Annotated in this window: 10 protein-coding genes; 6 read left to right on the forward strand and 4 right to left on the reverse strand. The window is 49.7% G+C overall.

The genetic code is table 11. The annotated features are described in order from the left end of the window. Positions 1-106: 106 nt before the first annotated feature. Positions 107-4,411: an RHS repeat-associated core domain-containing protein gene (locus ACJJIK_RS08690; protein WP_444944773.1), complete on the forward strand. Its 4,305-nt coding sequence runs from the start codon at positions 107-109 to the stop codon at positions 4,409-4,411. Between the two features lie 11 nt (positions 4,412-4,422). Further along, entirely contained in the window at positions 4,423-4,878 is a 456-nt protein-coding gene (locus tag ACJJIK_RS08695) for a DUF7919 family protein (RefSeq protein ID WP_444944774.1), read from the forward strand. Between the two features lie 428 nt (positions 4,879-5,306). Here the strand turns inward: ACJJIK_RS08695 and ACJJIK_RS08700 are convergent, their stop codons facing one another. Beyond that, positions 5,307-5,936, reverse strand: coding sequence for a transposase (locus ACJJIK_RS08700; protein WP_444944775.1), 630 nt, complete (start codon positions 5,934-5,936; stop codon positions 5,307-5,309). Between the two features lie 240 nt (positions 5,937-6,176). On the opposite strand from ACJJIK_RS08700, the gene ACJJIK_RS08705 reads away from it, so the two are divergent. From ACJJIK_RS08705 to ACJJIK_RS08715, 3 genes are all read left to right on the forward strand, one after another. After that, positions 6,177-6,644 (forward strand): hypothetical protein, encoded by a 468-nt coding sequence (locus tag ACJJIK_RS08705; protein WP_444944776.1) that lies wholly within the window; start codon positions 6,177-6,179, stop codon positions 6,642-6,644. Between the two features lie 21 nt (positions 6,645-6,665). After that, positions 6,666-7,804 (forward strand): IS3 family transposase gene (locus ACJJIK_RS08710; protein ID WP_444944777.1). Its coding sequence is split into 2 segments (ribosomal slippage): positions 6,666-6,915 and positions 6,915-7,804, totalling 1,140 coding nucleotides; the frame shifts between segments, so codons are not numbered across the junction. 111 nt (positions 7,805-7,915) lie between these two features. Next, positions 7,916-8,263 (forward strand): hypothetical protein, encoded by a 348-nt coding sequence (locus ACJJIK_RS08715; RefSeq protein WP_444944778.1) that lies wholly within the window; start codon positions 7,916-7,918, stop codon positions 8,261-8,263. 205 nt (positions 8,264-8,468) lie between these two features. Here ACJJIK_RS08715 and ACJJIK_RS08720 read toward each other — a convergent pair whose 3' ends face one another. Together ACJJIK_RS08720 and ACJJIK_RS08725 are read right to left on the reverse strand one after the other, a co-directional pair. Continuing rightward, the gene (locus tag ACJJIK_RS08720) at positions 8,469-10,103 is read right to left on the reverse strand and encodes a PepSY-associated TM helix domain-containing protein (RefSeq protein ID WP_444931879.1); all 1,635 of its coding nucleotides are present in this window, start codon (positions 10,101-10,103) and stop codon (positions 8,469-8,471) included. Positions 10,104-10,107: 4 nt separating this feature from the next. Beyond that, the gene (locus ACJJIK_RS08725; protein ID WP_444944779.1) at positions 10,108-10,338 is read right to left on the reverse strand and encodes a hypothetical protein; all 231 of its coding nucleotides are present in this window, start codon (positions 10,336-10,338) and stop codon (positions 10,108-10,110) included. 583 nt (positions 10,339-10,921) lie between these two features. On the opposite strand from ACJJIK_RS08725, the gene ACJJIK_RS08730 reads away from it, so the two are divergent. After that, positions 10,922-12,976: a TonB-dependent receptor gene (locus ACJJIK_RS08730; RefSeq protein ID WP_444944780.1), complete on the forward strand. Its 2,055-nt coding sequence runs from the start codon at positions 10,922-10,924 to the stop codon at positions 12,974-12,976. Between the two features lie 84 nt (positions 12,977-13,060). Here the strand turns inward: ACJJIK_RS08730 and ACJJIK_RS08735 are convergent, their stop codons facing one another. Then, the gene (locus tag ACJJIK_RS08735; RefSeq protein ID WP_444944781.1) at positions 13,061-13,945 is read right to left on the reverse strand and encodes a hypothetical protein; all 885 of its coding nucleotides are present in this window, start codon (positions 13,943-13,945) and stop codon (positions 13,061-13,063) included. Positions 13,946-14,009: the final 64 nt, after the last annotated feature.

Genomic DNA, 14,009 nt, shown 5'->3' on the forward strand with positions numbered 1-14,009 from the left:
TAAGTTAAATCAACAGGTGCCCAAGTCATTTATAGTTGCCCAGCACCCTAAGTTTGTCATGTATTTAGCCAGGTTATCCCAGAACGTGAACACTTAAGGAAATACAATGCTGCTAAATATTGAGAATAAAGACGGTATCCAGTACGAAGTCCGTATGGGCTGGGCATCTCAAACTGGTACTCCCATCCAAGCCGATGCCGGCCATTTGCTTTCGATGTTTGACGATGCAGCGATCGAGAAAATTTACCAGCACTTTTTCGACCCGGGATCTAATTCCTATAACCTGCTCACTGCAAGTACCCCAGCTGACACCTCGGGCACTCTTTCTCTGGGCCCCGCATCTGAGCCCCCGAGCCATTTATCCATCTATGGACGGGAAATTCACCGCGCCCTAATACAGAATCAGCTGATTATCGAGCAGGTGTCCAACGTAGCGACAGCCAGAGGCGGCCAGCAACAACAGGCATCCAACAGTGATGGCGCCAATTTCTCCGACTTTAGTTCCCTTGAGGTTGATATACAAGAGAGTTTAAGGAACGACGCTACCTCTTCAAGTAGCCTCGATATTTCGAATATTACTACCTCAAACTCCAATGAACACAGCAGCGACTCAAATGAAGCGCAAAATAACCCAGCGAACAATACTAACGAGCCTGACAATGCTACTAATGCAGTGGGACAAACACCGGAGGGTGAGGTTGTCCCCTGTCCAGATGACTCCTATCACAGCGGCGATCCCATTAATTTAAAAACCGGGGAGGAATTTTTATCCCTGGTGGATGCGGTACTGGATGGCCCGCTGCCATTAACCTTAACCCGCTCTTATCGCAGCAGTAATAGTGAGGATTTTGGATTAGGCCATGGCTGGGCGCACACCTTAAACGAGCGCCTGGTCCCGGGTAATAAAACCGTAAAGTTTTATGATGCCGAGGGTCGGGTAATTAGTTTACCGACACCGGGCAATAGCGGGCGAAGCCACAATGTGGTGGAAAAGCTATCGCTCACCCGAATGAACGATGAGCACTGGGTGATCAGCCCCTACGGCGCCTTAAATGGCGTACAAAAACATTTCAAGGCGATAGGCGAGAGCGGCACTCTAAAACTCTCTGAAATACGCGACGGCTATGGCAACTACTACCTGTTCCACTATATCGGCGAGCGCCTGATTTGTATCGAGAGTAGTCTCGGCGAAGCCCTGCATATCAGCCCACCGGAAGGACAGCGCAACAGCCTGCGCATGGGTGAGTTAAAAAAAGAAACCCGCGATGGCCGCATTAAAATACTGGCTCAATATGAATACAGTGATGAAGGTGACCTGATAAAAGCCACCGATGCGGATGGCTATAGCGAGCACTATGAATATCACCAGCATGTTATTACTGAGCGCACTTTAAAAACCGGCTACCGCTTTTACTTTGAATGGGATAGAGAAGGTCCCTCAGCCCGCTGTATACGCCAGTGGGGCGACCCCATCGATGGCCAGGCCACCTACAACTACACCTTTGCCTGGGATGAGGATGGTCACGGAGTTACGGTGACGGATACCCGTGGTGGCGAGGAGCGCTACCGCTTTAATAAGCGCGCCCTACCCATTTATCACCGCGACCCCGAGGGCGCAGAGACGCTCTACAGCTACAATGAGCTGGGTCAGGTAACCAAGGTCCAATTGCCCAGCGATGATGGCAGCCTGCGCGAAGAGATCTATCAGTACGATGATCAGGGACGCCTAATCCAAAAGACCGATGCCGCCGGCAATAGCCACCGTATCGAATACAACAGCGAAGGCTTGCCAGGCAAAGTCACCGACCCAGCCGGTAACACCTGGCAGCGCGAATACAACAAAAACGGCCAGATCGTCGCCACCACCGACGCCCTCGGCAACAGCACCCGCTACAGCTATAACCCGGTCGGTCTGATCGGCAGTGTTACCGACCCCCTCGGCAATGCCACCCGCTACCTGTGGAACCCGGAAGGCAGGCTGGCCGCGATCAAAGACCCCATGGGGCGCAGCCAGCACTATCGCTATGATATTGCCCGCCGCCTGCAAGAAGTGCAGCACGCCCCCGGCCAAGTCACCCGCTACGAATACGACAGCCAGGATCGTATCCGTGCGGTTATTACCCCAGATGGTGCTCGCACCCAGTACAGCTACAACGCCCAAGGATTGCTTACCGAAATTACTGACTCCGAAGGCCGCAGCACCTGCTATGCCTACGACGGCCTCAGCCAAGTTAAGGCGCGCACCAATCCGGATGGTAGCCGCCTGGAATACCACTACGACGGCGAGCGCAACTTAATCGGACTCACCAATGAAAATGGCGAGTGCTACCAGCTTAAATACGACCTCAACGAACGCCTGATTGAAGAGGTAGGCTTCGACGGCCGCGTAACCCGCTATGCCTATAACCGCGCCGGCCATCTGATCGGTTCAAGAGCGGTAACTGATCCTGATACCGGCAAGGGTATCGATACGATCTTTGAACGCGATCCTTTCGGGCGTATGTTGGAAGAAGTGACTCCAGATGGGATTACCAACTTCCGCTACAACCGCAGCGGCCAGCTAATCGAAGCGGAAAATAGCCACCGCAAACTGCGCTGGGAATACGATGCCAATGGCCGTGTCACTGCGGACTGGCAGGGCAAAGAGAAGCTTACCCATAAATACGATGCCGCTGGCAACCGTATCGCCACAACCTTACCCGATGGCGAAGTGCTCAACTTCGCCTTTAACCCCGCCGGCCAATTCCAAAGCCTGCACCGCCACCCAGTGGGTGGTGACGCCAATCAGCTGATCACCAGCATCAGTCACGATGAACTGGGCCGGGAGAGCCAGCGCCAGCATGGCAATGGCCTGGAAAGCCAGCGAGATTATGATCCTCAGGGACGGCTGCAAAAGTTACGTCTAAACAAAGCCAGCGGCCCAGTCTCTGATCCAACCCAAAGTACAAACTCCATATTGGAGCGCGGCTATCAATACAACAAAGCTGGCCAGATTTCTAAAATTGAGGACAGTCTGCGTGGCACGCGTAGCTACCACTACGACGCCTTGGATCGCCTCACCCAGGTAGATGGCCCCAACCCCGAGTATTTTGTGCATGATCCTGCACACAATATTCTCGCCGCCGCCAACTCAAAGGATGAAGCCAAACAGCAGGCCAGCTCTACTCAAGTCAAAGGCAATCGCTTAGCCTTCCGTGGTGATACCCACTACCGCTACGATATTCACGGCAACCGCATTGCCGAATTGCGTGGCAAAGGGCAGAAGCTGCAAACCCGCTATCACTACAATACTCGTCAACAGTTGGTGCGGGTAGAAAAGCTCAAACTGGAAGAAGGGGCAGAACAGCTTCAGCAGGAGATTCACTACCAGTACGACCCGCTGGGCCGCCGTATTGGTAAGAGCAGCAATAGTGAATACACCAATTTCCTCTGGGATGGAGATGTCCTGCTTCGTGAAAACAAAGCTGATATCCACACTCGGCAGGACCTGAATACTCGGACTTACTACTTTGAGCCGGGTACTTTCAAGCCGGTTGCACTAAAGGAAGGCAAGCAAGAGAAAGAACAGGTTTACCACTACCATCTGGATCATCTGGGTACGCCGGATACCCTTACCAATCAGGAAGGTGAAGTAGTATGGAGTGTTGCCTATAAGAGTTATGGCAATATCGCTTTAGCCCATAAGAATCAGATAGAGCAGCCTATCCGCTTTCAGGGGCAGTACTTCGATGAAGAAACTGGGCTGCACTACAATCGGTTTAGGTATTATGATCCAGAAGTTGGGGAGTTTACTCAGCAGGACCCGGTTGGATTGTTGGGTGGGGCGAATAGCTATCAGTATGTACCCAATCCGGTTGGGTGGGTAGACCCGTCGGGGTTGACTGCGGCGAAGGAAGATTCCTATAGGCAAGTTAATACGATTGCTGGGCCGCAAGTTCAGAAAGGTGCTGCTCTAAACAATACTTCTTTAGAAAGGTCATTTCTAGGTAGTAGTGAAGGTCACCAATTCGCAGGTAGTGTAACACCAGGCGGCACAGGAACAGCGCTTGCGGGACACGGTAAATATGTTTTCGGAAGTGGGGACGTTGTAGTGCCTAATGGATCAGCGGTGACCCTCCCGAGAGAAGGTATAAGAATACTTGATGAAACTGGACGCTATATTGAAACAGGAGACTGGGACGGTCTAGCGAGAGCCGCAGCTCAAAACCCAAGAATCGCAAATGATATTAAAGGTATGACTACCTGGCTTCCAGGAGCTAAGGTGCCTAATTACACTTTAAGTGCTCCTACAAACCCGCCTCTAAATATCCTTCAAAATTCAACAACAGTTTATTCGGGAATCACCTTGGATCGATTGTTACAGCCTAATATGGGTTGTGTGCAATGGGCTGCATGTACTGAGTATAAATAAAGGCAAATTTTATGTTCTATGAAGATTTGAGTAATTATTGTTATTGCTTAAAAATACCTGTAGCAACGGTTAGAAATATTGGTTGGCTCGATAGCAGCAAAAAGTTTACAACGGGAGAGGTTGACGACTCAATCTTAACTAAGCTGGCTGAAATTCTAGTTTTAAAAGGTGATGTTGATGTTCATGTAAATTGGACGAGGAGTCTTGATCCGTGTGCTTTATCAGGAAAAACGGACATCTCCGTTTTACATGAAGGGAAGGCGGTCTTTTTGGGTGGTTCTGAAGTTTGGTTGCCTTCAATTAAAAAGGGAGAGTATTTTGCAGCACCTTCATTAATTTACCACTATATTAAGGGATATAAATATTTGCCTCCAAAAGGATTTTTGGAGGCAGTTAAGAGCTTTGATATGGAGGTGGCCTACAAGGCACAAGAGGTTTATTTGGAGCTTATAAAGGGGCACTTTTAATGTGCCCCTCTGTCCAGGGCAAACAATAGTTCTGTAGTTCTGAATGCAGTTCTGTGAATGCAGTTCTGGACATCCATAGACTGGGGAAATCGAGACAAAATGCCAAAATGCTGGACACCCACAGACTGGCTGGCACAATCCAAGAGCAATCCTGGACACTCCCAAAACAATCCTCAAATAATCCTAGACACCCAAAGAAGGAATCTCAAAACATTCCTGGAAGCAAAACATTCCTGGACATCCAAAGAATGGAGAATCGGAATCTAGGAAAAAATTTTTGCGCCACTACTTGGTGACAGGTATATCTGTCTCAAAATAGATGGCAATTTGGCGTTAAAAGATCTTTTGGGGAGTCCGTAGGGAATTAGGGGAGAGTAGAGTCGGGAGCGATGGAATCTAGGGGCAGCTGAGAAGCGGATTTCTGTAATTTAGCAGGGGGTGGGGCTAAGAAAGCGCTGGCAATCGCGCAGCCCGTGTACCCAGCGTTTATTTTGCTGCGCACAGACCTGGCGTACCGCTTCCGCCGAGCCCACCAAGCGTTTAAAGCGGCTTTCAAAATTGCGGTTTAGATAGAGCCAGTGTTTTGGCGAAATACCCAGCCGATTTAAAATAGGTGGGATGTTTTCGGAAATAGCCCCGCGCTTTTTAGGGTGCAGCTGCCGGCCACTCCAGTCTACCAGCTCTAAATAGTGATCCAGCTGAAAAGGCAAGCCTTTAGGCATATCCTGGCGCTCCCCGCCCACCAGTGGCAGTAGGCTTTTGGGCTGCTGGCCTGAGATGGCTGTGTGTATGCGTTGCTGGATCGAAGTGTAATCGGATTCTTCTGGAGTTTTAGCGATACCGGCACGGATAGGGTTGAGGTCCACGTAAGCGAGGCAGGCGGCAAGGGCTCTTTCATCCAGCAAGGCCTGAGACTTGAAACGCCCTTCCCAGAAACGACCGGTGCAGTTGTCCTCGGCATTGGCCTGGCGGGCGATGGACTCGTTCAGGCAGCGCATAAACCAGCTGATATCGGTCAGGCGCTCGCGCCAAAGGGTTGAACAGTTCTGGACACCCACGATAACACCTTGGTAAATCTTCTAGCGGCAAGCAATCTGACCGCCTCTGGGGTGGCAATACCCCTCTACAGGAACGCAAACCTAATATCCACACCCAGCAGGGCCTCGATAGCTTTATCTATCAAGAAGGCCAAGTGGTATGGAACGCTGCCTACAAAGCTATAGTGATATCGTCTACCCCACAAGAACCCAATAGAACAGCCTATTCGCCTAGCAAGAAAGAGGACTATAAAAATGTGAATGAAAACACCACAAAATACACCCCCCGATAAAACGCCGCAAAGAGAAAGGATGACCTCCATGTTTATCACCTACATCCCCACCAGGAATATAGACGCCTCCAAAGATTTTTATGAAAATAAAATGGGGTTTTTCGAGGATGATTACGGCTTCAAACTAAACATTGCCGGCTATGACAAAGTTAGAATACGGCCGCAGATCAAGAGAGACTTCCCGCAGGAAAACTATTGTTATTTTAGCTACAAACTAAAAACTGGCTTTCTTAGTTACTGCAAAAAACTTATGGATAAAGGGGTTAAATTTAAGGTGATAGCAATGACTCCGGGTGGTTATTCTGGAATGATTATCGATCCAGATAACAATAAGATATTAGTAGAGTGCGAAAGCTTTGAAGATAACAACTCTATCGACCCAAGTGAATGGGAGTGTAGTGGTCTAATACTTCCGGACACTTCGCTAAGATGGTAAAACTACCAAGTGAGGTGACGTATGACAACAAAAGGTACACGCCGGCAATTCAAGCCGGAGTTCAAGAAAGACGCTGTAGCTCTTGTCTCTGAACAAGGCTATTCGATTTCTAAGGCCGCAGAGGCTGTAGGGACCACTGCTAATAACTTGCGACGCTGGGTAAAGGAGCTGAAGCAGGAAGAGAGCGGAGTAAGGTTGGATGCAGGCGAGCGCGCTGAATTGGATCGGTTGCGACGTGAAAACAAGCGCTTGCGGATGGAGAAGGAAATCCTAAAAAAGGCCAGCGCCTTCTTTGCGAAAGAAATGAAGTAAAGTACAGCTTCATCAAAGAGCAGAAAAGTAGCTTTCCAGTTAGGATGCTTTGCCGAGTAATGCAGGTAAAAAAGAGCAGCTATTACGATTGGTGCCATCGCAGTGATAGCTCAATAGATAGCCAAACATGGCAACTATGCCATCGCTTGAAGGCCTTATTTGCAGAATCTCGGCAGAGCTTGGGAAGCCGCCGACTAATGAAGCTATTACGCAGAGAAGGCTTTAAAATTGGGCGCTATCGAGTCCGAAAGCTAATGAAAAAGCTAGGTTTGTCAGTAAAACGCAAGAAGCGTTTTGCGTTGACGACAGATAGCAAGCACCAACTGCCCATTGCAGAGAACCTTCTGAATAGGGATTTTTCGCCGAGTGCTAAAAATCAAGTTTGGACTACGGATATTACATACATCTGGACACTACAGGGATGGTTGTACTTGGCGGTAGTGATTGATCTCTATTCACGCCGGATAGTTGGTTGGCACCTGGATCGCCAGATGGAAACGGCTTTGGCGAGTCGTGCGCTGATGATGGCCGTCAATTTACGCACACCATCGCAAGGCCTTCTACACCACTCTGATCGAGGCAGTCAGTATGCCAGCCATACCTATCAGGCGTTGCTGAAGGAGCATGGAATGGTATGTTCAATGAGCCGTAAAGGAAATTGCTGGGACAACGCACCAACAGAACGGTTTTTTAGCAGCCTAAAGCGAGAGTGGCTAACGGGAAATCTCTATGAAACAAGGGTGGACGCGACAGCAGATGTGAGAGCCTACATTGCTTATTACAACTCACGCAGAATACACACAACATTGGGGGATGTAACCCCTATCGAATTTGAGAAATGTGCTTAAAGAGGTGTCCGGTTGGACTTGACCACAACAGAGTGCTACAGAAGGTATTAGGAAGCACAGTCCAAACAACGGCAGTAGTGATGTCGCGCAACAATATAGGAAAAGATGAAGGTGAAGTTAGAATTAGATAAAGATGATACATTTGAAGAATTGGCGGAACACTTTCGCTTATTCATTATACAAAACTTTAAGCGCTGCCTGAAAAATACTGAACTATCCAATAGCAAGAAAGAGCAGCTATGCACTGAATTTTTAGCCGAACTGTGCGTAAACTTAGATCAAGGCGAGTGGGAACATAATGGCAAATACTATCGCCCTACAATTGGATTTATTGATAGCGAACACCTCCAACTTTGGGATGAGAACACTAAAACTATTGTTCCCTATGAGGCTTACCATCATCACGATAAAGTCTGGGATGAAGTAGAGGATAAATTTGACCGGTGTCGGCTGGGTTAAATTATCCCCACCGCTTAGCGATAGGGACGCTATAGATGATATCACTGCCAACAAAGGGTAACTGTAACTATTACAACCTTTGAAATAAGACAGCAACACTGATTGGAGGGGAAAGCCAGACCTCCAGCAAGGCGCGGCTTGGCAAAGTGTGAGCACTCTGTCAGCCGCACCAGGATATTACTAAATTATTCAGCCCCCTGCGCTATTAAGCCGATGCCTGCGGGCGGGTATTGGGTAGAGCGTTCGAAATATCACTGCCTACCACTGGCTTCTCTAAAGGCTCAAACCAAACACTATCCGGCTCGATTTTGGATTGCCGTTTTTGCAGGCGCGCCAGGAGTAACACAAAGCATGCCCCAATCAGCAGGGCAACAAAATCAACGGCCCATACCGGGGTTGCCGCTCCCAGTAACTCACCTCTTATCAGCGAGCTGATTGGAATCAGGAAAATTGCAGTTGTACAGAAAATCATAAGTTGTCGTGCGGCAGCCATTGGGCGGTGGGTAAACGCCCAGGCCACAGCCAAAAGAAAACCGGTGTAATAAGCGGCCTTCTGCCAAAACTCAATATCCACCTGTCCATGAGGCAGCCACTTCACGGCCAGCATACTCACGGCTATCCCCAGGAGAGTTCCCAGGCCAACCCCCACGGTCAACCTCGCCATAACCCGGGATGAGGTTGTTTGCACGGGCAAGGCCCCCTGGCCCCGGCGCTTTTTACGCCGGCTTTCAATCCACAAGAGGTTACCGCTAAAGAAGATCAGTGCCCCCATAATACCCAGTACAAAATACATCCAGCGCACCGCATCGCCACCAAAGCTACCAAAATGCAGGGAGAAAATACTTATTACCGTACCACTGTATCCATTAAAACTACCGGGCAGAATACTGCTGTAGGGAAGCTCTCTCAGGTAGGGATTGCCGAGCACATAGGCATACTCAGCGCCGCGCACCACTTCACCGTGCATTATTCCCCCCACCCGCATACGCGGGGAGCGCGTATCCAGGCCTATATAGAGGATTTCTGCCATCTGGAATTTGGGCTCGCGCTGCTGGATCACCGTCTCCAATTCGGCAACCGGCACCAGCTCAGAGAAGTGCTTCACCTCCTGTGGCGCAGGCCGGGTGAACATTGGCGAGTCCCCATAGGCGGTCACGCGCAGGGCATCGTAAAGTGGGTCGTGGAAGGCAAATACGAATGCAGTAAAAGCGATCACCAGATGAAATGGCAGCGAGGTAATTCCCAGTACATTGTGAAAGTCGAGCCAGTAGCGCTTGCGATTCTTGCCCTTTCTCAGTACCAGTAAATCCTTGAACCAGGAGGGTAAGAAGACGATCAGACCTGAAATCAATGCCACAAAATACAGGGCTGCAACTGCACCCAGTACATAGGTACCAAAAGCATCGTGACCTTCACCGCCGGGGATACCTGCGGTGCGATGCAGGTGGTCAACAAATTCACCAATCGCAGAAACCGTAAAACTCTGAGTAATCAGCGCGCCCTGCTTATCGAAGCTGGCATACCACAGCGTGTGCTCATGGGTCTGCTCATCCTCTATTTCCCAGCTCACCGGTGCCGCTTGCAGACCTGCTAACGGCAGCTGCACCGTCATTTGTTTTGCCGCTTCCGGGTGCGCCTGCAAAACTTCAGAAATCAGATGGTCATACTTTTCTACAGGAATCGTTGGCAAAGTGGTCTCAGGTTGCAGGGCCCACTGGTTAAGTGGCCCCTTAAACATGGTCAGGGCACCGGCAACAAAGGCGATATAGAGAAACAGACCTGCGATAATACCGGTCCAGGTATGCACACTCTTATAAGTTTTAATCAATTCAACGCGCATAATCTCAACCTCCGAATCTCGCAATCCACAGCAGGGTAAATAGCAACACATTCAGCCCCAGATAGAGGGACAGCATGCGCCGGGCACTGGTAAACAGATAGACCAAGCTCACCGCAGTGAGCCAAATTGGGCTGATCAGCCACATCGTAAACTGACTTCTGTCGTCGACCGCTGCATCGCCGGGGGCCCACACGGCCAGCAAGCTGGCAATAGCAACCGCTATTGGCAACCCCAAAAATACTGCACATAGGCTTTTTACCCACCACTGTGGTTTATAGCCTTGCAGCCCCTTTTGAATCCGCTTCTTTTTCCCGGCTAATACTTTTCCGGGCTTATCGAGCACCCCAGTAAAAGGCAATAACCCCAGCGCCAACATCAATAAGCAAAGAAGTGTAAAGGCGGAGGACATTGCTGAAAAAGTTTGACGGAAAAGTGTCCAGGAGATGACAAGAAGTACGAGACTGGCGGAGAGAGCGGGGTAAAACTGGAGGGGTCTCTGCTCGCGCCACTGCTGATTAGGGCAGCCCAAATAAAAAACAGACGAGGCAAGAATACAACTAAGTAGCCCGAGTCCGACTAAAACTGAGGAATACATTGCAAGTTTTCACTTAAGAATTAGAGGTACTGCCCCATACGGTGACAGCCTGATTACCAAGCCCTGGTCAGTTGTCGCAAGCAAGCCCAAGCCATTGCCCGGCGACAGAGTAGTGGAATTTTATTGCGAGAAGCCCGCATTTGCAAATAAGAATTATTAGCATTATATTCCCTGCCGATTTTCCTCGTCGCTCTGACTTCTTTATCTTGCTAGGGATTACGTCATGTATAAACGCCACCTGCTCAGCAACGCCGTTTCACTTACCCTCCTTACTTCAATTGGGGCGAACGCTATCGCCGCAGAAGAGAAAGGGAATGAGTATGCACCGCAGGCAATGGAAAACATCCTTGTTATCGGCGAGAAGACAGAGCGATCCCTCAAGGAAACCACTTCTTCCGTATCTGTAATTACCGAAGAAACCTTGAACAGCATGCAGCACCTGAGCATTACTGATGCGGTGTCGAATATCTCCAACGTGGTAGTGCTATCTGGCGCCACACCGGATATTCGCGGTGTTTCCGGCAACGGTTCGGCCACCGGTTTTAACTCTTTTTCCGGCGGCGCCAAAACCCGAGTCTCCACGCTTATTGATGGCGTTGCCGAGCCGTTTGTTGCGGATCTCACTGGCGACAGCGGTATTTGGGATCTGGAGCAAATTGAAGTATTCCGCGGCCCCCAGTCCACCAGCAATGGGCGCAACAGTATTGCCGGCTCTGTATATATCAAAACCAAGGACCCCAGCTTCGACTGGGAAGGTGCCGCCCGTGTGGGTTATCGCAACCAGGACGGCTATATCGACACTTCCGGTATGATTTCCGGCCCGATTGTTGAAGACACCCTCGCCTTCCGCCTGACCGCCCAACAGCTTACCGGCGACACCATCAGCAATGCCCAAGAGTATGAGGGCAATCCCGCTGACTTCGACCTGAATACCCTGGAAACCCAGCGCCTGAAAGGCAAACTGCTGTGGACCCCCACTGAAAAGCTGAAGACACTGTTTACCGTGTCCACTAACAGCGAAGAGGGAAACACCGGGCGTATGTACTACACCCTAACCGGTGTTGACGACTACGAGACTTATTTCTACCGCGACATGGACACCGAATCCACCACAACCAGTGTTAAAGTGGATTACCAAATCAGCGATGATATCTCTATCGAAGTCCTGGCAGCCTATATGGACTACCAGTGGGGCTTTGACGCCTATGAAGAAGAAGCCAGCAGCGAGCAGTACGTTCGCATGGATGAGCAGAACAGCACTATTGATGCGAAGCTCAATTTCGGTCTCACCAGTGACACCCTGCACGGCTTTATCGGCCTCGCACATTTTGAGCGAGAGCAGGACTTTAACAGCTCCAACAGCGTTACCTATTTTGGTGATGACGAGAGCACCTCTACCGCTATTTACGGTGAAGTGACCTACGCACTAAGCGATAGGCTGAACTTAATCAGCGGTTTGCGTGTTGAAAACGAACAACAAGACCGCAACTTCAACTTCAACAATGGCTACCTGATCGCGGGCTTGGATATTGATGAAACTATCACCCTACCGAAGATCGCCCTGCAATACGATCTGAGCGAAGACACTACCGTTGCTGCCAGCGCGCGCAAAGGCTACAACTCCGCCGGTGGTGCTCTAAACTTTAGCGCGGGCGATTACTATTACTACGATGAAGAAACCGTTAACACCTACGAGCTGGCCGTGCGCAGCAGCCTGGCAAATGGCACTGTCAGCCTTAACGGTAACCTGTTCTTCAACGACTACTCCGGCTATCAGGCGCTCAGCTCTTCCCGCACTATCGTCAATATGGATGAAGTCGAGACTTACGGTGTAGAGCTCGAAGCTATTGCGATGCTAACCCCTCAATGGGAGTTGCGCGCCGGCCTGGGCCTGCTGGAAACTGACATCACCGATGCGGGTGTTGATTACGAAGATGCCGATGGCAATGAACTCAACTCAGCGCCGAATATCACCGCAAATTTAGGCACAAAATACTGGATTAATGATGCACTGAGTCTGGGCGTCTCTGCCAACTATGTAGGAGAGTACTACGGCGACTTCAGCAATACCGACGAGAGAGTGGCCGGCGATTACACCATCGCGCGCCTCAATGTTAACTATGAAGTCGAAGATTGGAGCATCTCTGCTTATATTAACAATGCCCTGAACGAGGAAGCCTACCTGACAGTTGAGCCGGTCGGCAGCCGCTACCCAGACGGTTACGCATCGATTATCGACCCGCGCAATGTCGGTATCTCCGCGACTTACCGCTTCTAATTTGCCCCGCTAGCGATCGCTATAAGCCCACCCTCTGAGTGAGTCAGCCTCACTCAGAGGGCGGTTTTCTGCTTTCATACAACGCTACTGTGCAATAAGCACCATATTACTATCCCCATTCTGGGAAATATTGGCAGTCTGGAAATCATTAACCTGACTGAGCGTAAATGAATTTGCATCACCCTGCTGAAATGAAGTAGCAGAGCCAAAGGCCCCGCTTTGAATTGTTACCCCCACATTATTTAAACCAATCTGTGTGCTATTCGCCTGATTGAAACTGCCAGACTGCGAATGGACAATATTATTTGAGTCACTCTGTTGGCTGATGGTACTCGCGTTATCGCTATCCACCTGCATAACATCAGCCCAATTGCTATCACCTAATTGGTTCAATGAGGAAGTGCTATTAGTAGAAAAAGACTGGTTCACCGTAGCCGTGTTTGAATTGCCCTGCTGCACAGTGCCTGCGGCACTGGCAGAACTACCAATTTGCACAACAGTCCCAGTATTGGAATCGCCGGTCTGAGTGATAGTAATATTGCCAGAAGTGCTATTAGATTGATTAACTGTGGCAAAGTTAAACGTATTGAACTGCCTAATTGCCACCACATCGGCATTAGACAGTGTCTGATTAACCACACTAATATTACTGTCCCCAGTCTGGGCGATATTAGCGGTCACCGTATCGGACCCATTCTGAGCAACGGTGGAGTCATTTAAATCGCCCACTTGCCCCTGAATAATTGTACTCGAGGTATTACTGTTTATTTGCGAGGCGAATTGTGTATTGTCGTCTCCATCTTGGAATTGATTGACAAAATTGAACGTCACCGTTGGATCACTTTGATCCACGGTCACACTATTCCCTATTCCGACTTGACTCTGAATCGCAGTATTGTCAGAAGCAAGAATCCCATAACTTGCAACAGCAAGCAGAACCCCTGCCGCCAACGGGGCACACCTTTTCATATCTACCGCCCTCAAATATAGAACGTCTCTAAACCCGGCTTTTTATACTGAAAAACCAATTTGC

The sequence above is a fragment of the Microbulbifer regidiadema (SeqCode) genome, from assembly GCF_052466995.1.

Coding starts and splice junctions, on each gene's coding strand:
- ACJJIK_RS08695 (WP_444944774.1), top strand. CDS start 4,423: ATGTTCTATGAAGATTTGAGTAATTATTGTTATTGCTTAAAAATACCT.
- ACJJIK_RS08690 (WP_444944773.1), top strand. CDS start 107: ATGCTGCTAAATATTGAGAATAAAGACGGTATCCAGTACGAAGTCCGT.
- ACJJIK_RS08705 (WP_444944776.1), top strand. CDS start 6,177: ATGAAAACACCACAAAATACACCCCCCGATAAAACGCCGCAAAGAGAA.
- ACJJIK_RS08730 (WP_444944780.1), top strand. CDS start 10,922: ATGTATAAACGCCACCTGCTCAGCAACGCCGTTTCACTTACCCTCCTT.
- ACJJIK_RS08720 (WP_444931879.1), bottom strand. CDS start 10,103: ATGCGCGTTGAATTGATTAAAACTTATAAGAGTGTGCATACCTGGACC.
- ACJJIK_RS08735 (WP_444944781.1), bottom strand. CDS start 13,945: ATGAAAAGGTGTGCCCCGTTGGCGGCAGGGGTTCTGCTTGCTGTTGCA.